The sequence below is a fragment of the Micromonospora sp. RB23 genome, from assembly GCF_053585025.1.
The window spans coordinates 928479-947409 of sequence record NZ_CM132111.1; the positions used below are offsets into that span (position 1 = coordinate 928479).

Genomic DNA, 18931 nt, shown 5'->3' on the forward strand with positions numbered 1-18931 from the left:
TGTGTCGATGCGTGTCGACCCGATGCCTCGCACTAGGTAGCCTTATATTGAGGCTTCGCTTCTGCGAGCAGAGGTAGGGCGTCGGCCGACTATGGTTGGTCATGGTGACTTCGATATCGCATCAACTCTGACTATTGCAGTTTGAGCGCCTTCGGATGCCGGCAGGCCACCTACGGCAGCGCTACCTGTGCCAACTGGCACGGCATGACCAGTAAACGCTGAGTTGCACTTAGACGGTCCCAGCGGCGGCGCAGGTTCAAATACTGCCGCACCGCCATACCTCAGATCAGACGCGTTTGATCGGTTCGCGGCAAGCTTGAGGTGCGGAGAATTCGTCCGCCTGCGGTGGCTCATCCGAGTCAGCGTGCAAGGCCTGGCATGGTGACGTCAGCGAGGGAAAAGGAGACGGGACGCCACGCAGTAGGCAGTGGGGTGATCACCGCCGACTCGGTCCATACAAATTCAGTAGTATCCGATGGAACCACCGAAGCGACATCCCGAGCGCTGACCTCGAAGACGCCAGCGATATGCGCTGGCTTAAGAACCGACGCGACAAAAGCCTCGCTTTTGAAGACGACCTGAGTGAGAATCCACTCGTCACCATAAACGACGCTCTTGTTGTACTCATTACGGCTCAAGTGAAAGGTGCCGCGGGTGTTGACGCTGCAACCTTTGACCTCGACGCGAAGCACGGGCGGACCGCTGCACTCGATGTCATAGCCAAATGTATCGGAGATGGGTGCCACGTGGGTGGGATTCCGGCCGTCGGCTCGCAGCGCCGCCAGGATAACCGCCTCGGCGGCATCCCCGATTCGCTTAGCGAACTCGGATTCACGGGAAGGGCTCACTGAGCGGACGACGTCCAGAAGTATGTCGTCGAGCTCGGGATCAAGCCATTCCAAGTCCCGCAAGACGTTTGTAGGAATATACTCGCGGGAAACGCGGTGGGGCGACACCGCGAGGCGTAGCCAGGAAGGCTCGTCGTAGGTCAACAGCACCCGGGCAATATGACGCAAGGTTGCACTGTTAGCTATGCTCGCGATCCCGGCCAGCGGAGGCGCTAGAACAATCGACCTGGTTTGCTTGGCGAGCCCGACGGCCAGCATGCGCTCCGCATGCGCTGTCAAATCCGTGGCGACCGCTATAAAGCCACCTTGGGCACTGGCGGCACCCACCCAGTCTGCGACATCGCGGCGCGGTGCGAGGTGAGCGGCATGACAGAGGAGCAGAACCGCGTGAGCTACACCGCGCTTAGGCAGCATCGAGCCGTGCCTTAACATGCGACGCGATAGCCTCTAGATCGTCTGAGGCTGCCGGCTGTTCGGGCGTGTCGTTGTCCGGCTCAGGAAGAGCCACACGAACCAAGCCCGGATCGTCCATTAGGACGGACAGTGCAATGATCTTTTCACGCAGCCGAATGTTGATGGTCTCGTCGATGCTTCCCTCACTGAGCAGCAGTGTAAACCGGGTAGTCACGTTGTCTTTGAGCCCGAGCCGGTGGATGCGGTCTTGGCTTTGCAGGAAGTGGCCAGCGTTGAAGGTCCGGTCGAGGTAGATGGCGTGATGGCACCAGTGGTGCAAGCTGATGCCTTCACCGCAGGCAGCTGGGTTTGCGAGCAGGACGTGGCAGTCTCGGTCGTGTCGGAAGCGATCCAGCTCTGCCTCGCGACTGAGCGCCCCGTTCGGCGCGCTATCTCGCGTGGGAATTCCTCCATGCACGATGGCCGGCTGGAAGCTCTTGAGGTGCGTGGCAAGCGATCGGATGTTACGTACGAAGGTAGACCAGACGATTACTTTTTCGCCACGTTCGCGTGCTTGTTCGACCATCGCTTTAACATGCTGATACTTCCAAGGCGTTTCATAGTCTCGGTACCGGGCCAGCAGCTCGGCGAGCGGCTCGCTGCCGTCTAGGGCAAGCGGCGGGTGTATGAATCCAAGCTCGTCGGCGTCGTCCGAGCCGGCGACCAACAGCATCGGGTTAGTCGCGGCCTCCAATAGGTACATGACGACCCTACCGAGCCTGTCGAACTGCCGACGGGTCGGGCGGTCGAGCTCGAAGTCGCCGCGATAACGACCTAGCAGAGCGCTATAAATCGCCTGCTGGATAGGACTCATCATTCGCGTAGTCACATCGAAAGTGGTGCCGGGCAGGCCAAGGCGTGACTTGGGCGTGCGGACGAAGTAGCGTTGAATCGCGGCGCTGGTCTGGCTCAGCACATCGTCGTCGCGACCCGCGCGTTCGTTGTAAGCGCTCGCCGGCAGAATTTTTTGGTCCTGTCCTGGATAGAGAAAGCGCATGAGGGCGATTAGGTCGAAGGCACCTTGAGGGGCTGGGGTGCCGGTCAGGACGTCACGGCGCTGAGCGGCGTAGGCGAGGTCAAGCACCGCGCGGCCGTGCACTCCCTGGGCTCCACGCTTCACCCGGTGAGCTTCGTCGAGGATGACGTGGGTGGGTCGGCGGCCGACATACCCCCGGATGCGGTCGTAGTCGGAGGCGACGCGGTTGTAGCTAGTCAAGAGCACCTCGACGTCGCTATCGATTGAGACAGCCCCAGCGTGGGTCGCGATGCGTGGCGGCCTCTCAAAACATGCCGCAGCATCCTCACGCCAGGCCTCGAAGGCGGCTAGGGGCGCGATGACGAGAAGCTGCTCAACGTCCTTGCGAGCTCGCATCAAAGTGTAATTGGCCAGCGCTACCGTGGTCTTGCCGGCACCGGGGACGGAGAAGTCCGCACCGTGCGGGAGCCGCTGGATCATCGCGAGGTTCTCCAGCTGGAAGCCGCGCAATTGGCGACGGAAGCCCGCTGCCGCTAGCTGGGCCGCTAGTGTGTCGGGCGACGTCGGACGGGACCCGGCAGCCACGTCCTCACGGCGCTTCTGGTCACTGATGAGCGAGCGAATCTGCTCCTGCAGCGTTGCGCCCAGCCGAACCGGCTCCGAGAAGACCGTTCGCACCTCACGAAGCGCCGTCAGTTCAGCCAGAAATACATCGACACGCACCTCCATGCGGTCGGCCGACCCGCCGATGATCCCTCGTGACATCGATGCCTGCAGGCGGGCCCAAGCCCCAGCGACGGCTGGGGCCTGGCGGGTGACGACGACGAGCGGGCGGCCTTGCTGATAGAGCTCGGCAAAAATCACGCCTGGCGGCCTTCGATTTCGTTCAGCAAACCTCTGATTTCGGCGAGTTTAAGACCGAAGGTGTGGTCATCCCACTCAGCCTGAGCCCGAGCCTTTGGGAGATCTTTGCCGATTCGCCGAAGCGCGTTGATCGCCTTATCCGCCTGGGAAAATGGAGCCTTGACTGCTGACTGGTCTGCCACTTCGTCTGCGGCCTCCTCTGCGGCAGCGACGATTGCGCCACGTAGGGAGGTGAGAACCTGACGGGCGGAGACTCTGTCCCCGTTACCGAGGTCTACGTTCTCATCCGGTGTTCGAGCAGCAATCAAGCTGAGCAGCTCATTCAGCGGCTGCGCAGGTGGGTCCTCGCCAAGCAGGTCGTCCAGCAGGTCGTCGCCCGGATCGGTAGCCTCGGCGGAACGGGCGGCGGCGAGCACCGGCTTGAGCGCGGGATCACGCTCAATTTCGCGATGGATAAGCTGTGCCGCGTCCGCACGCCGGAGATGACGCAGCTTGCGGTACTCAACGTTGGCCAATGTCCCGAGGAAATATGCCGCCCGCACACTGTCAGCCTCGGCCGCGGGTTTGTTTCGAATATGTCCGGTCAGCTCAGTAAAGGCGGACTCGTTGTCGGCAAAATCGACGTGCAGACGAGCGCCCTTCGACAGGTCAACTAGCTGGTGCACCTGTTGAAGCTTATCGTGCAAATCCCGCACTTTCGCAACGTCGCTATGCATACGACGGGCGACGCGCCCGAAATCCTTGCCCTCGCGGTCATAAAGTTCTTCGATCAGGAACGCTTCATTAACCCACGAGTAATCCTGCTTGAAGTCGCGCGCGATCTGCAGTTCCGCCTCAAGATCGACAAGCTCGTCGATCTGGGCGTCTTCCGGGAGGACGAGGCATTGGACGTAACGCGCTTTCAGCCAATCGTCGTCCTGGTAAAGCGAGCGTAAAGCGGCGGTACGCCGATTTCCATTGATAAGAACACCCTCGGCAGTGATGATCGCCGGGTCCTGCTGACCGCGATCCCTCAGGTCCGCCTTCAGCTCTTTGAAGCCTTCCTGGCTGGTGAGGATGCGGTACTGCGCCTCCTGGGCGACCGGGCCGAGCGGGTCAGCGCTGAACAGATCAGCTTGGCCAGCATGGTGAATCTCACGGCGCTGCTCGGCCTTGGTGCGATGGTTGAGCGTGGAAAAGCGGACCCAGGCGACCTCAACCTCGATCTGCGGCAGCTCCTTCTGCTCGCGTGGCCAGGCCGGGACCAGCACATGACGGGTTGGGGGACGGTTCCGTAGCAGGGCCACGCGATCCTGGTCCAGCATCGGATTGAGCAACCGGATCATCTCCTGTAGGTGGTCGAACGGCCGATGCCGAATCTAGCCGAGATGGTGGTTCGGACCTCACCGTTCTTGCGCTGGAAACCGACATGCCCCAGATACGCCGGCAAGGCTTGCCTTTCAATTCCGAATAGGCCGAGCAAGACCCCGGGAAAGAAGCGCTGTTGCGTGCCCGTCCAGTTCAAGTCGCGTGCATCGGGATTACTGCTGTCGGGCAGGATATAAATGCACGGCGGGGGTACCAACAGGCCGCCAATTCGCACGGCTTGATCCTGTTTCGGGCAGCGGCGCTTGGGTGTGCCACATAGGTGATTGTGGAATATGACGCCATCTACAGTCCGGTCGGCCGGGTCAAGGACGCGGCCGCGCATGCGCTGGATGCCCTTAGCGATGTGCTCACCCGGTTCGGCCTTCATGCTATCGCACAGCCACCAGAGGTACGTCTCGCGTGCCCAATCCGGTACCGACCACCGAATGCTGCTATGCGCGCCGTCCGGGCAGCCCTTCTGGATGATCGCCACGTCGCCGAAGCCGGGAACCGCCAGCCGGTAAATAGTGTCATCGCCGTACTGGGGTTTGGTGACGCTGTCTACCAACCCCGCCTCCAGCAGCGCCTCCAGGATGTCGAGCAAAAATTGCCGGCGGCCGGCGTTGCTCGCGCTCATGCTGCCCCGCACTGCTTCAATCGCCGCGGGCATTGCGTCGCGATACTCCTCGGCCGTCAGTCCGTACCGGGCCAGCACCTCGGCATCCGTGGCCAAGTTCTGGATGAGGTGGTCCACCCGGCGCACGGCGTCAGGCGTCGGCGCCCCCGCATGGCGACATGGTGCAGCTTCGTCCGGCAGCACTGTCGTTAGCCTCCCCTGATGTCCGGCCCCGTCGACCACGCCGTTGGGTGATCCTATGGACGGCCTCATTCCAGGACCATGGACTTTCATGTTGCTGCGGGCCCTTCAGCCCGAGATCCCACAGTCACGATTGCGGCACAGAAGAATACAGTCTGCTGCCGGCTGAGAGCGAGCACCAGGGCCGCCCCCGAAAGTTCCTCAGCTACTTCTGACCTGCTCGCAGGAAGATGACGAGGCCCATGGCCCATGGGCAGCGGCTCGCACGGCAGCGTCAGGACCTTCGGGCCTGGTCCTTCAGGGACTGTCCTTCGGGGACCGTCAGTCCTCTGAACTCGAGAGCTGCGCTGGAGGCAGCGGCGTGTTGAGACGCGGCCGTCATGATCTGTGGTGAGGTCGTTGGCGGACGAGCGCCGACGAAAGTTGCGTGGGATCGGTGTCGGGCGGGCGGCAGCGTAGCCAGGAATCCAGAATTCGCAGCGTTACCTGGCTCGACGGCGATCGTGTTGGTCTCGCCGTCGAAGGTTGAAGAGTGTGGCGGCGCGGCTCGTCCTGGTCTCGGGAACTAGCGCGGTGCGCGGAACGGGGGGCGCGTCGAATGCGGTGCTGCACCCGGCGATGACGTCAAGATCGCCAGAAGGGCCAAAGCTGATCTCCAGCGTGGTCGAACAGCGATGGGCCTTCGAGCGAAGTCTGGGCACGGCTCATCCATCATCGCCAGCTCATTCACGACCACGAAGCCCACGCGACAACTTCGACGGCGTGATCATCGCCATCATGATTCACAACCCTGCCAAGCGCCTCATGACGCAACAGATCAACCCGATGATCGGTACGAACGCCACAAAACCGATGAAGCACGTGAAACGGACGTTATTAAGCCGTTTTGTGGTCGAGGGGCCATGATCGTGGCGACTGACGCAGAATGCGGCGTGCGACCCGCGAGCCCCGATGGCTTGTGGATCAACGTAAGGTTTGTACTGTAAGACCCGTGACCGAGCTAGTGTTGATCCCTTCCGATGCCAGCGCTACCAAGCCCACCGCGGCGGAGTTCTTCGCCGGCATAGGTCTCGTGCGCCTCGGTCTAGAGGACGCCGGCTTTGAGGTCACCTGGTCGAACGACATCGAACCGGCCAAGAAGGAGATGTACGAGGGTCACTTTAGGGACCCGGTTGGCGCGCACACCTACGAGCCCGGCGACATAGCGAACGTCAAAGGCGCTCAGATGCCAGACGACCTAGCCTTGGCCTGGGCGTCATTTCCCTGCACCGACCTATCCCTGGCAGGCGCACGACGCGGCCTCGCTGGCAGCGAATCAGGGACATTTTGGCACTTCGTGCGAGTGCTTGAGCAGATGGGCGACCGGCGGCCGTCCGTCGTGGCGTTGGAAAACGTCGTAGGCCTGGCGACCAGCCACGGTGGCGAGGACCTTGCCGCCGCCATCCGCGCCCTCAATGATCTTGACTACTCGGTGGATGTGCTCGCGCTCGATGCCCGTCGCTTCGTGCCGCAGTCACGCCCACGGCTGTTCCTCGTTGGCGCGCTCGAGCCCCCAGCCGACGAGCCCGTCCCCAACAGCGAGCTGCGGCCGGACTGGCTGCAAGCGCCGTTCGGCGATCCGAGTTTGCGGACTCACCGCACTTTGCTGCCGGCGCCTCCGCCGCCGATGACCACAGGCTTGACCGAGCTCGCGGACAAGGTGCCGTCCAGCAGCGAGCTCTGGTGGGATGAGCAGCGCCAGGAAGCCTTCGTCAGCTCCCTGTCGCCCATCCAGGCCGAGCGGCTGGAATCCCTACGCAAGGGTCGCGGACTCTCCCGTCGAACCGCGTACCGGCGCACCCGCGCCGGGAAGCCGACCTGGGAGATCCGTCCCGATGACATTTCCGGATGCTTGCGCACAGCGCGAGGTGGGTCCTCGAAGCAGGCCGTCGTCGAGGCTGGGCAGGGCAAGGTTCGGGTGCGTTGGATGACGCCGCGGGAGTACGCGAAGCTGATGGGCGCCGCTGACTACCGCCTTGACGGGCTGCGCACGAATCAGGCTCTGTTCGGCTTCGGTGACGCGGTGTGCGTGCCGGTGGTGGCGTGGCTCGGCCGTGAGTATCTGATGCCGCTCGTGCGCGGCGAGCTGCGCTCGGCCGAGTCGCGACGCCTGGTGGTGGTGGGTGCCTAGCGTTCCTCGGCCGGCCCGCAACACGCTGCCGGCCCCGGCGGTCCGCGACTTTCGGGGAATGCTGGACGCGGCGCTCACCACACGGGACGTGCATGGCCGGCAGTGGTCAGATGCCCGCTGGGGCTGCTACGCGTTCTACGACTACGACGGTGAGCCTATCTACGTCGGCCAGACCAACGAGCGGTTGCGCGTGCGGGTGCGACGGCACCTGACCAACCAGCGCACCGACGCTGTGGCCATGCGCATCCTCGACGTCTTCGAGGTCGCCGAGATGGAACTGTGGCCGCTGTGGGAGTTCGAAGAGGTCGCGGGTAAACGACACCCGGACTACGCGGCAGCCCAGCAGAGGCTCAACGCGGTCGAGTACACCGCTTACTTGAAAGCGATCCGGGAGAGCCGCTTCAAGGCCATCCTCAACGAGAAAATCCCGCCGGTATCACCGACCGTCGACCTGCCCACATCCGGCCGGTTTCCGCTCATTAGCGACGCCATCCGCCGTGAGAGGGGGCATCCGGATATCCGCATCGCCCGTCGCGCCGAGACGATCTCCCGGCTCGCTGCGGTCGCCCATGAGCGGGGTGAGGTCTCGGACGGTCTGCGGCGAGTGCTGGTCATCCAGGGCGTCCGGCTGGCCTACATCGCCGCCGTCCGGCTGGCCTATGCCGAAGGCCGACCTACACCCGACCCCTCTGCCATCGACGTCACCGGTCTCGTCGGCAGTGTGTTGTTCGAGCATGACGACAGCCCTGACCTCTTCGACACGGACGGGTAGCGGACCGAGACGACGGGCGCGCTTGGGCGCGGCGAGCACCGGACGGCATTCGAGGCGGTTCTGACTAGGGTGAGCGACATGCCAGATCAGTCGTGGGCCTCCAGCCCGGCGACTCGACGCGCCATGCAGGGCAACCGTAGCCGCGACACCGCTCCAGAATTGGCGCTGCGCCGGGCGCTGCACGCCAAGGGCCTTCGCTACCGCGTCTGCGCTCCACCGCTTCCGGACCTGCGCCGCAAGATCGACATCATCTTCCGCCCAGCCCGCGTCGCCGTTGAGGTCTACGGATGCTTTTGGCACGGCTGCCCCCAGCACCACCGACAGCCGACGGCAAACAACAAATACTGGCGCGAGAAGCTCGCCAGAAATATGGACCGCGACCGACGGACGCACCAGGCCCTCGAGGATGCCGGTTGGCTGCTGATCGTCGTGTGGGAGCACGACGACCTAGTTGCGGCGGCGGGCCGGATCGCCGAGTCGGTGCGAGGCCGCCGAGGATTCACTACGCCTGAAGGATGAGAATCAAGGGCAGGGCCTTCTTGCACCAGCTAACACAGGGCGTCAGATGGCTAGGCCGTGGCGGCTACGGCTCTCTCGCATGCCCTACTCGGCGTCCAACTCTTGTTGCCGGTGCCGGTGCCGATGGCGGCACGGGCACGCGTCGGCGCATGGTGGCGCTGCGAATTCCGATCGGTGCGCACGCGTAAGGTGAGCGGTATTCGAGTCCCGGCGTGTTGTCCGCTTGATTTCCGCAACTACAACTGTGGCGTCGGCTAGATTTCCCGGCATGAGCCTGTTGGACAACGCGGTCGCGGTACTGGATGAGCGGGGCGTGCTTGAGCCGCTGGGCGGGTTGATCCGGCAGGTGTACCGGCGTGCCGCGGACCGGCACGAGCCGGAGCTCGGCGACGATGCGATGAGTTTCGGCACCACCGTGTGGCGCAACTTGACCAACCTAGGCAAGGCAACGTTCGCCGGTGTCGACGGGGTGCGGGTGCGGCTGGAGGACAACTCCCTGGAGGTCCTTTGCGCCGGGTACGTGGTGCGGCTCTACTCACTGCAGGGTGGGATCGAGTCGATCCGGTGGGAGGGTAGCGAGGCCCGGCTGGGCGGGGCGGTGGAGAACAGCCACGACGGCCAGTTGGCTTTCGACGACGACGAGCAGTTCGCGGAGGTCTTCGCCGGTATGGTGCCGCCCAAGCGGCATCTGCGCGTCGCGCACACCGGGGACATCACGACCGGCGAGGCGACGGCGTACCTCGGACTGCCCCGGGACAACCGTGAGGGCGGATCGCCGTGGTTCGAGGTGATGCTGTGGTTCGGCGAGGCGGTGACGGTCGGGACCCCGCTGCCGATCGTCGGCGATCCGACCGGCGTGCCGGGGCAGCGGCACGATGAGCTGCCGATCCCCGAGCTGCCGATTGAGACGGTGCGGCCCGGCCGCGCCGCCGGCCGTACTTTCGGTGCTTCCGCCGGTCGATCGGCGTGACCGGAGGGATCCGCCCGCCGGTCCCGGCCACCGCGGCCGTCGCGGCGTTCGAGCCGCACGCCCTCGGGTTGGCGCGCCGGTGGCGGCGGATGCGCAAGAACGAGCTGGCTCGGCAGATCGGGGTCACGGCGGCGGCGGTCAGCCAGTACGAGCTGGGGCAGGCCCGTCCATCGGCGGCGGTGTTGGCCCGGCTGGCGTTGGCGCTGATGATGCCGGTCGAGTTCTTCGCCGCCGGCATTCCGGCTCCCACGTCGCCGGGGCGTGCGCACTTCCGTAGCCTGCGGACCACCAGTCAGGCTGAGCGCGACCAGGCGGAGGCTTTCGGCGAGGTCGCCTGGCGGATGGTCGAGGTGTTGAGCCGGCAGCTGCGGCTGCCCGAGCTGCGGCTGCCCCAGCTCGACCTGCCGGAACCGGCGCGTGCCGAGGATATCCGCGCAGCCGCTGCGGCGGGGCGCCGGGAGTTCGGGCTCGACGACGGGCCGGTGCCGCACACGGTGCGGCTGCTGGAGGCGCACGGGGTGATCGTGCTGTCGTTGCCGGACGCCTCGGAGCGGGTCGACGCCTTCTCGCACTGGTACGGGCAGCGGCCGTTCGTCTTCCTGAACCCGGGCAAGAATGACAGGGCTCGCTCCCGGATGGACACCGCCCACGAACTGGGTCATCTGTTGCTGCATCACGACGCGGAGCCCGGCAGTCAGATCCTTGAGCGGGAGGCCACGGCCTTCGCTTCCGAGTTCCTCGCCCCCAGTTCGGCGTTGGCCGCGGAACTGCCGGCCCGCCTGGACTTTGACCGGCTGCACGAGTTGAAACGCCGCTGGGGCATCAGCCTGAAGGCGCTCGTATATCGGGGTCACGACCTGGGCGTGTACCGGGACCACACTTACCGGCGGGGCATGACCCTGCTCGCCCAGTGGGGGCATCCCGAACCGGGTGACCTGGGTCCTCGCGAGCAGCCCTCCCTGCTCGGCCGGGCTGTGGCACTCCTCGGGCCGCAGCGGGTAACGATAGAGAGTTTGGCAGCGCAGGCCGGCCTTCCGGCAGCCCTGGCTCGTTCGGTGATCGACGCCGCCAGCGAACAGTTGCCCGAACTGCGGCCGGCTACAGGAGGGTCCTGATGCAACGGAGGGTGCGTCGGACCTGCTGGGCCGGCCGACGATCGGGATGATCCTTCGAGGTTGCGGCACTCCGCCCCTGGGCGGGGCGGTCACTCCGGTGTCCTGCGGGTGAGGACGGCTGGTTGGTGCGGTGGCTATTCCAGGCCCACTGTTCGTCAGCCCGTACGGGAGGGTGACGGTTACCGGGCCGGCCGAGCTGGCGGGTGGGGGTGGTTCGGCGGCGTGTGCCGCCTGCAGGCCGCCGCACGCCGCCGCGTGTTCCGCTCCCCCTCATTGGGCGGCCCGCTCGTCGGAGGTGGGCTGGTCGTGGGTGGGGTATTGGTCGTCGTGGTGGGTGTCGGTGTAGGGCAGGTCGATGAGGCGGTGACGGCCGGTATGGCCGGGTAGTTGCCAGATCTGGTGGGCGGGGCTGGCTGCGAGGGCGGTGCGTAGTTCGGCGGTGGTGGTGGCGATGACCGCCTTCGGGTCGGTGCTGGCGAGGCGGTGGTGCAGGTTCGCCTCGCGGCGGGCTGAGGGGAGGTGGAACAGCACCGGCCATGCCCAGGTGCTCAGGAGGTAGAGCCGCTCGTATTTGATGATTTTGTCGATGAGGACCTGCAGGTTCTCACCGCTGGTGTCGTACTCGAGGAAGAACGGCACGGACCGTTCGTGTTCGGTCCACACCCCGGCGCCGTCCGGGCGGGGGAAGCCGGTCGCTCCGGCGAGGATGATGTTCGGGTTGGCGCCTTCGCGGTAGAGGGTGCCGGGTTCGTGGTAGGCCGACGCGGGCTCCCAGCGGGACAGGTCGGTGTGGGGGTGGGTGCGGGCGTGGGCGGCGAGGCCGATGAAGACCTGGTTGCCGCCGAGCAGGTGCGGCAGGTCCGGTCGGTTGGTGAGGGAGTGTTTGCGGCGGCGGGCTTGGTCGCGGCGGCCTCGTGGGAGTCCGCGTTGGGCGTGGACGTGGTCGTAGCCGAGTTGGTCCAGGACGTAGTGGTAGGGGTGGGAGCCTCCGTCTGCTTTGTTGGGTCGGAACCGGTCGACCGCTCGCAGGGCGGTGAGGCGGCGTAGGCGGCGTTGGGTGAAGTCCAGGGATGGGAACAGGGCGGCGGCGATCTGGTCGGTGGTGAGGACGCCGTGGTCGTAGAGCCAACCGAGGAGCCGGTCGTCGCGGGCGGTGATGCTGGCCTGCAGGCGCAGCAGCGGGTCCGCGGCGGGTAGGTGTTTACCCATGGGCACAAGCCCTGGGGGAGAGACCCGAGACTGGAGGGTCTGTCTGGAGCGGTCCCAGACTGCTGACAGCGGGGCTGACCTGGGCTGTGAGCGGCTGTGGGGGGTCAGGTTGGGGGTCAGGATCAAGACGGACGGTAGAACGGAGATCGGCACTGACCGCTGAAACGCCGGGCACAACGGGTTCGGCGTGACGGTGCGGTGAGGGTGGGTGTGAGCCGGGCCGGTGACGCTGGTGAGGTTCGCGGTGCGGGTTGATCATCGTTGGTGCTCCAAGGTCGCAGGTGCGAGTGGGTGGAAGGTTGGTGCTCCCCGCGCGGCCGCAGCGGGCGGAAGCAACCGGAGGTCCGCAGCCGCCGTACGCAAGCGTGGTTGGACATGCCAACCTGCCTGGTCTCGCGCGTGGGGCGAACTTCCGGTGACACGGGCAGCGTCAGTCGCCGCGATCGAAGTTGGCCACAGCGGCTGCGACCTGCCGCGTGAGAGCTGCCGGCGTTGCCGTTCGGGTTCGAAGCGGACGGCAACGCCGGCAGTCACCTGACAGCGACCGGGGGATCGCTTCGGTGGGTCGCCCCGGTCTGCTCCTCGACCGGCCCGGGTGGGCCGGTCGAGGAGCAGCGGTCGGTTGGTCAGTGGCCTGGCGGGTAGTGGTACTCGCCGTCGGCGACGGATTCTTCGTAAAGGCGCTCGGGGTCGTAGATGGGGTGTGGGGCTCGGGGCCCTACCTCCTTGAACGTCACGGTGTCGGGCGGCCACTGCTCGGGGGTGTGGGGAAGATCGGTCAGGGCGAGGCGGTGTGTCTCGCCGATCGGCTGCCAGACCGGGTCGGCCGGGTGGCCGTGCTCGGGGTTGCTGGTGACGACGGTGAGGTGCCGCGTGTTGCGGCGCTCGAGGTAGCGGCGCAGGTCCTGCTCGCGCTGCGGGTCGGCGGCGTGGAACAGCAGGGTCGCCAGGCCGGTTTGTTCGGCCAGCCGCCGGTAGGTGTGGACGTGGTCGGCGAGGTCGGCGGGACGGATCTCGCCGGGGTCGGGCTGGTACCAGAACGCGTGGCGGTCGCGGTCGTGGATGTACTCGCCGTGCCAGGCGGCATGTCGGGCCGCGGTGACGTGTCGGCAGGTGCGCGGTGACCACCAGGTGCGTAGGTCACTACCGGGTTCGGTGAGCGCGTGGGTGGCCAGGTCGACGAAGAAGGTGTTGGCCTGCAGCAGGCCGGGCAGGCCCGCGTGTTCGCGGAGCCGGTCGCGGGTTCGGTACACCTGCGCCGGGGTGACATCGCGGTCTTCGTCGAGTGGGGTGAGTTGGGCGCCGATCGGGCCGAGGCACCACGAGGTGTCGGCGGTGGCCGCGGCGCCGGTGTTCCAGAGGCGGTCGATCCAGCCGCGGCGGGCGAGGATCGCCAGACGTCGGGTGGCCGACGCCGTGGTGGTGGCGAAGCCGAGTGCGGTGAGCTGCGCGCTGGTCAGGACGCGGTGCTCGGCGAGCATCTCGACGGCCCACCAGTCGGGCAGGCGCATGCGGCCGCTCTCGGCCAGGAGCAGCTCCGTCGGGATCGGTCGGGTGGACGGGACAGTGAACTGGGGATGGTAGGTGGTCGACATGACCGGTACCTCCAAGATGGCGCCACCCCGGCAGGGGGTGGCAGGGGTGGATGAATGCCTGTGCGACCGCGTCGGTGCGGCACACCTCGGGCGGATCACGCCACCGCGGTCGTGCGTCGCGGCGGGTGACAGGGCGGTGCCAGATCGCCGATTCCGTGCCCGGACGGCAGCCCGGGCACGGAACCGGCTGGTCCGCGCGGCCGGATCACCGGCCGCTCATGCGGTACGGCGAGAATCCGAGCGCGGCTTCTGGCGCCGTCATTAACAAACCGCCGCTTGTGTGCTCTGGCGAACGCCTGCCCCACTCACAGCCACTCACAGCCACTCACAACGAGGGGTTTTCCCCAGTTGAGGTGATCCGTCCCAGGAGCCCTCACCGGGGAAAAGTGACGGCGCCGCGAGAAGAGGGAGCCGACCTACGCGACTGCCGTCGACGTGGCGGCAGTGTTGGAGAGGCGACGGCGGCTGGCGGCGCGCAGACTGGCCCGGCGTTCGGCTTGCACCGCCAACGCCTCGGCGGCCTGCGGGGACGCTGCGCCGGTCAGCATGCCGCTGGCGAGGGCTTCGGCGAGGCGGGTGTCGATGCGACCCAACCGCATGCGCAGGGCGTCGGTGCTGATGCCCATCCGGGCCGCGATCGGGTCCATGGCCCGCCGGCCCAGTCGCACGTCGATGTAGGGCTGCTCGTCGTCGGCGTCGAGGATCCCCAGGCGCACCGCGCGGCGCACCAGCACGTCCGGATGCCCGTAGGGCACCTGCGGCGTCCGCGGTCCCGTGACGCGCTCCACGTCCTCAACCAGAACGAACTCGCTGGCCTGCTGACGCAAGGCGTGCCCGGCGCGCCACCCGGCCCGGCACAACGACGCGTACGGCGCCCGGCGGGCCACGTCCACGTGGTCACGCAGCGCCGCCAGGAAACCCGCGAGGATCTCCGCGCCGATGTCGTCGGGGTCACCGCGGTAGCCGTCAGACAACCGTCTCGCGTAGCGGCGCAGCGCCGGCATCGCCATGCCGACCGCGGCGACGACCCACTGCGGCCCGTCCAGGCGGGCACGACGGATCAACTCCCGCCACACCGTGTCGCGGGCGGTGTAGGCGCGCGGGTTCGCCAGCAGCCAGTCCCGCAGCGCCAGCAGCGCCACGACACCCCTTGGCAGGCCGTCATCCGGACCGAACATGTCGAGGTCGAGGGACAGGGGCGCCGGGTCGCTGGTCAGCGCCGCGAACGCCACGTCGACAGCGTCCAGGGGCGCGGCAGGCCAGATCGTGTCGGACACACTCATGATCAGTACTCCTCGGTCAGAGACCATCGAGGGGTCGCCGTCTTTTCGGCGATGCTGGGATCCCGATTACGCCACGACCCACTCACAACCGCTCACAGCGCAGGTCAGGCCCGCTTTTGCCCCCAGCGGACCGCCGTAGCGCCCCACCCGAACTCCGGGCGTCAGTCCGGCACCTGGCGGGTGACGCGGAGGGGCCGCGGTACGGCTGAGCAGGACTGTGAGCCACCGAGGCGCACCGTGGGCGGCACCCGGACGGCTCAGCGAAGAGGTCACGATCGTCGAGCCGCGCCCACCGCTCACAGTCACTCACAGCGGCTCACAGTCACTCACAGCCGCTGACCCCGCCCATCTGGTCAGCGAATCTCGTCCGTCGACCGCGATCGGATCACTCTCGTTAGCACTGGACCACCTTGGCTGGCATCGGACTGACATCTCCGATGAACTTCGTGCCACCAAAGGTGCGCCGCAGCCGTTCTCGCCGCCGAGGTCGCACCGCCGCCAGCCACCTCGCGCGAGGGGTGCTGAGCAGGGCTGTGAGCGTAGGGCCGGGTGCGAGAAGCGTCTAACAAGACACTCTCCGGGACCCCATACACCATCCCACTCACAGCCGCTCACAAAGATTCACAGCGACTCACAGCGACGTGGCATCCGCTGCCGGCACGCTCAGTAGGTCAGCGGGCGACGCCGGCGTGGCGCGAACCCCGACCACATGCCGCGTCCCCGTCCCTGGGCGTCATGCTCGGCGCTTCACCCATGTCGGCCGCCGAGGTGTGCGCACCAGTGGGGAGAACCCTCCGTCCCGGCTGCCTCGCCGGGGAAGCGGACGATCCGGTGTCAACGAGGGCGGTCGATTGACAGGTCGTCCGTGCGCGCGGCGGCGACGCGTCCGAGAGGACAGGAACGTCGGCATAAGCGCTGTGTCACTTCGTCCGGACACACGTTCACGAGCGGTCACATGACGTCGAGAAGTGCCGATCGGTATCGTGCTCGCGGCCATGGCCTCAAGGTGGGCACAGCATGTCCTCCGTGCCTGGACCGGTGTCCGTGACGTCGCGCATGTCATCGATGCTCACCGTTGACAAAATGTCCGGCAGGTCGCTGATCAGGCCCGGGACAACTCTTCCTCGCGTGTCACCGGCCTGAAGTGACACCGGCGCAAGTTGGCGGAGGTCCGTGCCGTGACGGCGAAGGCCAACCGGCATGACATCAACGCGCCGCGTAGGCGGGTGTGTCAACCGCTCGCCAGCGGTGTCCGCGCTCATCGGTGACGGACATGTTCGCGGACAACTTGTCATCGACTTGCATGAGTTCCTGACCGGTCGTGCCACTTCGCCGTGTGACACGTTGGCACCGCGGCGGAGCCGTCGGAGGACAGGCTGTCGGAGCATTCGTCAACCGCCACGCCGCCCACCATGTCATCGACTTCTGCCACTGTCCGGGTGGTTGGCGCCGAGGCGGCGGCGCATCGGCGTTGGTATCGGCGCCGGCCCCGTGTGAGCGCTCGGACGGGCGGCCTGTGAGTCCCTGTGAGTGGCCGTGAGTCAGGCAGGCGTTCGCCAGAGCACACAGGCGCGGGTTTACCAATGTCAGCGCCCTGACCGGCTCGGCGCAGAGCCGCTATGGAGATGAGCGAGCGCCGACGTGAGCACCGCTTGAGTCGTCCCGGTCAGCCGTGCTGCATGTCGCCAGGCCCGATCGACGACCTGTCGGATCTGCTCCTGCGATCCGACCGTGAGGGCCGAATCCATTCCCGAGCACCTGGCCTTACTGCCGTGCGCCCCGCGCCTGATGCCGTACGCCCAAAGCCACCGATGTGGAGATGACCATGAGATCGTCCAGACGCACTCGAACCGTGCCACCGCAGTCCGGGGATGAGGCGGCCGGCGGTGAGCGGGAGCCGACGTGGACGGCTGAGCGGATCCGCGCCCTGGGCGCCAGCACCGACCTGGCCACCGCCGCGGCGGTGCTCGGCATGTCCCGCTCCGCCGCTTACAAGCTGATCCGCCGCGACGCGTTCCCCGTGCCGCACTTCCGCGTCGGCGCCCACTACCGAATACCCACGGCCCCGCTGCTGGCCACCCTGCACCTGAACGACCGCGACACGTCCGCGCCGCAGCGGAACCCCGACGCCCTGGACCCACCGCCGTAGGCGCCCTCCCGTGCCGACGGACACCACCCGTGCAGCCTTTGTGCCACAGCCACACGGGTCCTCCGCTCCAGCCCTCCCACTCTTCAGCCGGACCCCTGTCGTGACGGGATCCGGCGACTTGATCGTGCCCGCGGATGACGCGTGGATGTCGATCAGCGGAAACCGATGCACCCCAACCTGATCGAGGAGCACCACCTGCCATGCCTGACGGAAGCATCTTCAAGCGCTGCGGCTGCCGCCACCCTGACACCGGCAAGCCGCTCGGCAACGACTGCCCGAAACTGCGCCGCCCGAACCGCTCCTGGAGTTTCGAGCACGGCCACTGGACCTACCAACTCGAACTTCCACCCACCGCCGACGGCGCGCGCCGGCAACTACGCCGCTCCGGCCTACCCACCCGCCGGGCCGCCGCCGGCGAACTCGACCACGCCCGCGAACTGCTCGCCCTCGCCAAGGGCGACCGGCGCCGCCGGACCGAGATCGGCGACCTGCTCCAGAACGCCGCACGCACCAAACGGCCCCTGCCCGAGGTCGACCGGATCCGCCAGCGGCTGCGCGGCGACGGCCCCCTCGCTGACGCGCCCACCGTCGCGGACTACCTCACCGGCTGGCTGACTGACCTCAGCGTGGACGACAACACCCTGGGCGGCTACGAGTCCATCGTGCGGGTGCACTTGATTCCGCACCTCGGCGAGGTTCCGCTGGACAAACTGCGCACCAGCCACGTCCGTGCCATGTTCGCCGCGATCGAACGCCGCAGCGACGACATCCACGCCGCGAAGACCAGCCCCGACCCGGCGGTGCGCAGGTCGGTCGCCGGGGTGCGGCCTACCGGCCCCACGACCCGCCAGCGCATCCGCGCCTGCCTGCGCAAGGCCATCAACGATGCCCTCGCCGACGAACTGATCGTCGGCTCCAACCCGGCCGCGCTGGTCAAGACCCCGGGTGACCGGCCGCTGCCGATCGTGTGGGAGGACGAACGCGTGCAGCGTTGGAAGGACACCGGCGAGGTGCCCGGACCGGTGATGGTGTGGACCGACGTACAGGTCTCCGACTTCCTCGACCACGCCGCCCGGCACGCCCCGGACCTGCATCCCATGTGGCATTACATGGCCTACCGCGGACCCCGCCGCGGCGAGGCCTGCGGACTGCGCGACAGCGAGGTCCGCCTGCACCGCCGGGAAACCACCATCAACAACCAGATCGCCACCCACGGCTACACCCCCGTGCAGAAACCCCCCAAAAGCAGGGCCGGAAACCGTGACGTCGCCCTCGACACCGACACCGCGAAGGTCCTCACCGCCTACAAGGCCCGCCGCGCCCAATGGCAACTCGCCGCCGGCCCGGCGTGGCCCGACGCCGGCCTGTTCTTCGTCCGCCCCGACGGGCAGCCCTGGCACCCCAACGCCGTCACCCAACGCTTCCGCCGGCTCATCCGCAAGGCTGGCCTACCGCCGATCCGGCTGCACGACCTGCGCCACAGCGCCGCCACCATCGCCCTGGACGCCGGCGTCGATATCAAGGTCCTCTCCGACCAACTCGGCCACTCCACCACGACCCTGACCCGCGACACCTACCAGAGCGTCACCAAGCAGCTGCACCAGGACGCCGCCGACGCCGTCGCGGAAAAGATCAACAAAAGGCACCGCGGCCCCCGCAAGGCGGGGTGAACCCACCGTCACCGACGCGGTAACGGCCGGACTCCCGGTCAGGCGAGCGAACACGCGAGGCGCTGTAGGTTCTGGGCTTGATCGATGGGGTCAGTGGGGCGCGCGGGCATCGCGGCGGGCGGGCGACGCTCGTCGCGCCCGCCACCGGGACATTCCCGTCCGAGACCACGGGTT

General features: G+C 66.9%; 15 protein-coding genes. 8 read left to right on the forward strand and 7 right to left on the reverse strand.

All coding sequences use genetic code 11. The annotated features are described in order from the left end of the window. Window positions 1-359 precede the first annotated feature (359 nt). From ACTFTM_RS04260 to ACTFTM_RS04275, 4 genes are all read right to left on the reverse strand, one after another. Window positions 360-1175: a protein NO VEIN domain-containing protein gene (locus ACTFTM_RS04260; RefSeq protein WP_449564559.1), complete on the reverse strand. Its 816-nt coding sequence runs from the start codon at window positions 1173-1175 to the stop codon at window positions 360-362. Between the two features lie 76 nt (window positions 1176-1251). Then, the gene (locus ACTFTM_RS04265) at window positions 1252-3141 is read right to left on the reverse strand and encodes a DEAD/DEAH box helicase (protein ID WP_449564560.1); all 1890 of its coding nucleotides are present in this window, start codon (window positions 3139-3141) and stop codon (window positions 1252-1254) included. Then, window positions 3138-4466, reverse strand: coding sequence for a hypothetical protein (locus tag ACTFTM_RS04270; RefSeq protein WP_449564561.1), 1329 nt, complete (start codon window positions 4464-4466; stop codon window positions 3138-3140). Before ACTFTM_RS04270 ends, ACTFTM_RS04265 begins: the two co-directional genes overlap by 4 nt. Then, the gene (locus ACTFTM_RS04275; protein WP_449564562.1) at window positions 4463-5308 is read right to left on the reverse strand and encodes a hypothetical protein; all 846 of its coding nucleotides are present in this window, start codon (window positions 5306-5308) and stop codon (window positions 4463-4465) included. Before ACTFTM_RS04275 ends, ACTFTM_RS04270 begins: the two co-directional genes overlap by 4 nt. 531 nt (window positions 5309-5839) lie before the next feature. On the opposite strand from ACTFTM_RS04275, the gene ACTFTM_RS04280 reads away from it, so the two are divergent. From ACTFTM_RS04280 to ACTFTM_RS04305, 6 genes are all read left to right on the forward strand, one after another. Then, window positions 5840-6211, forward strand: a complete 372-nt coding sequence (locus ACTFTM_RS04280; protein ID WP_449564563.1) for a hypothetical protein — start codon at window positions 5840-5842, stop codon at window positions 6209-6211. A gap of 85 nt (window positions 6212-6296) precedes the next feature. Beyond that, complete coding sequence (locus tag ACTFTM_RS04285) at window positions 6297-7475, forward strand: DNA cytosine methyltransferase (RefSeq protein ID WP_449564564.1); 1179 nt, start codon at window positions 6297-6299, stop codon at window positions 7473-7475. Between the two features lie 58 nt (window positions 7476-7533). Beyond that, window positions 7534-8247 carry a GIY-YIG nuclease family protein gene (locus ACTFTM_RS04290; RefSeq protein WP_449564565.1) on the forward strand — a complete coding sequence of 238 codons (714 nt, stop codon included), beginning with the start codon at window positions 7534-7536 and terminating at the stop codon, window positions 8245-8247. Window positions 8248-8325: 78 nt separating this feature from the next. Further along, window positions 8326-8766, forward strand: coding sequence for a very short patch repair endonuclease (locus ACTFTM_RS04295; protein WP_449564566.1), 441 nt, complete (start codon window positions 8326-8328; stop codon window positions 8764-8766). Window positions 8767-9034: 268 nt separating this feature from the next. Further along, on the forward strand, window positions 9035-9736 hold the full coding sequence (locus ACTFTM_RS04300; RefSeq protein ID WP_449564567.1) for a hypothetical protein: 702 nt from the start codon (window positions 9035-9037) through the stop codon (window positions 9734-9736). Next, window positions 9733-10851, forward strand: coding sequence for an XRE family transcriptional regulator (locus ACTFTM_RS04305; protein ID WP_449564568.1), 1119 nt, complete (start codon window positions 9733-9735; stop codon window positions 10849-10851). The genes ACTFTM_RS04300 and ACTFTM_RS04305 overlap by 4 nt, the downstream gene beginning before the upstream one ends. A gap of 270 nt (window positions 10852-11121) precedes the next feature. Here ACTFTM_RS04305 and ACTFTM_RS04310 read toward each other — a convergent pair whose 3' ends face one another. The 3 genes from ACTFTM_RS04310 to ACTFTM_RS04320 all read right to left on the reverse strand — a co-directional run bounded on the left by ACTFTM_RS04310 (window position 11122) and on the right by ACTFTM_RS04320 (window position 14938). After that, window positions 11122-12060 (reverse strand): replication-relaxation family protein, encoded by a 939-nt coding sequence (locus ACTFTM_RS04310; RefSeq protein WP_449564569.1) that lies wholly within the window; start codon window positions 12058-12060, stop codon window positions 11122-11124. A 626-nt stretch (window positions 12061-12686) separates the two neighbouring features. Next, window positions 12687-13655 carry a replication-relaxation family protein gene (locus tag ACTFTM_RS04315; RefSeq protein ID WP_449564570.1) on the reverse strand — a complete coding sequence of 323 codons (969 nt, stop codon included), beginning with the start codon at window positions 13653-13655 and terminating at the stop codon, window positions 12687-12689. Between the two features lie 416 nt (window positions 13656-14071). After that, entirely contained in the window at window positions 14072-14938 is an 867-nt protein-coding gene (locus tag ACTFTM_RS04320; protein WP_449564571.1) for a hypothetical protein, read from the reverse strand. Window positions 14939-16763: 1825 nt separating this feature from the next. Between ACTFTM_RS04320 and ACTFTM_RS04325 the strand changes: the two genes are divergently transcribed. Both ACTFTM_RS04325 and ACTFTM_RS04330 read left to right on the forward strand, forming a co-directional pair. Next, complete coding sequence (locus tag ACTFTM_RS04325; RefSeq protein WP_449564572.1) at window positions 16764-17087, forward strand: helix-turn-helix domain-containing protein; 324 nt, start codon at window positions 16764-16766, stop codon at window positions 17085-17087. 200 nt (window positions 17088-17287) lie between these two features. Continuing rightward, the gene (locus ACTFTM_RS04330; protein WP_449564573.1) at window positions 17288-18757 is read left to right on the forward strand and encodes a tyrosine-type recombinase/integrase; all 1470 of its coding nucleotides are present in this window, start codon (window positions 17288-17290) and stop codon (window positions 18755-18757) included. Window positions 18758-18931 lie beyond the last annotated feature (174 nt).

What these genes read in the sequence shown, in the direction of transcription:
- ACTFTM_RS04270 (WP_449564561.1), bottom strand. Translation starts at nt 4,466, where the DNA reads ATGATCCGGTTGCTCAATCCGATGCTGGACCAGGATCGCGTGGCCCTG.
- ACTFTM_RS04325 (WP_449564572.1), top strand. Translation starts at nt 16,764, where the DNA reads ATGAGATCGTCCAGACGCACTCGAACCGTGCCACCGCAGTCCGGGGAT.
- ACTFTM_RS04315 (WP_449564570.1), bottom strand. Translation starts at nt 13,655, where the DNA reads ATGTCGACCACCTACCATCCCCAGTTCACTGTCCCGTCCACCCGACCG.
- ACTFTM_RS04300 (WP_449564567.1), top strand. Translation starts at nt 9,035, where the DNA reads ATGAGCCTGTTGGACAACGCGGTCGCGGTACTGGATGAGCGGGGCGTG.
- ACTFTM_RS04320 (WP_449564571.1), bottom strand. Translation starts at nt 14,938, where the DNA reads ATGAGTGTGTCCGACACGATCTGGCCTGCCGCGCCCCTGGACGCTGTC.
- ACTFTM_RS04295 (WP_449564566.1), top strand. Translation starts at nt 8,326, where the DNA reads ATGCCAGATCAGTCGTGGGCCTCCAGCCCGGCGACTCGACGCGCCATG.
- ACTFTM_RS04330 (WP_449564573.1), top strand. Translation starts at nt 17,288, where the DNA reads ATGCCTGACGGAAGCATCTTCAAGCGCTGCGGCTGCCGCCACCCTGAC.
- ACTFTM_RS04310 (WP_449564569.1), bottom strand. Translation starts at nt 12,060, where the DNA reads ATGGGTAAACACCTACCCGCCGCGGACCCGCTGCTGCGCCTGCAGGCC.
- ACTFTM_RS04290 (WP_449564565.1), top strand. Translation starts at nt 7,534, where the DNA reads ATGCTGGACGCGGCGCTCACCACACGGGACGTGCATGGCCGGCAGTGG.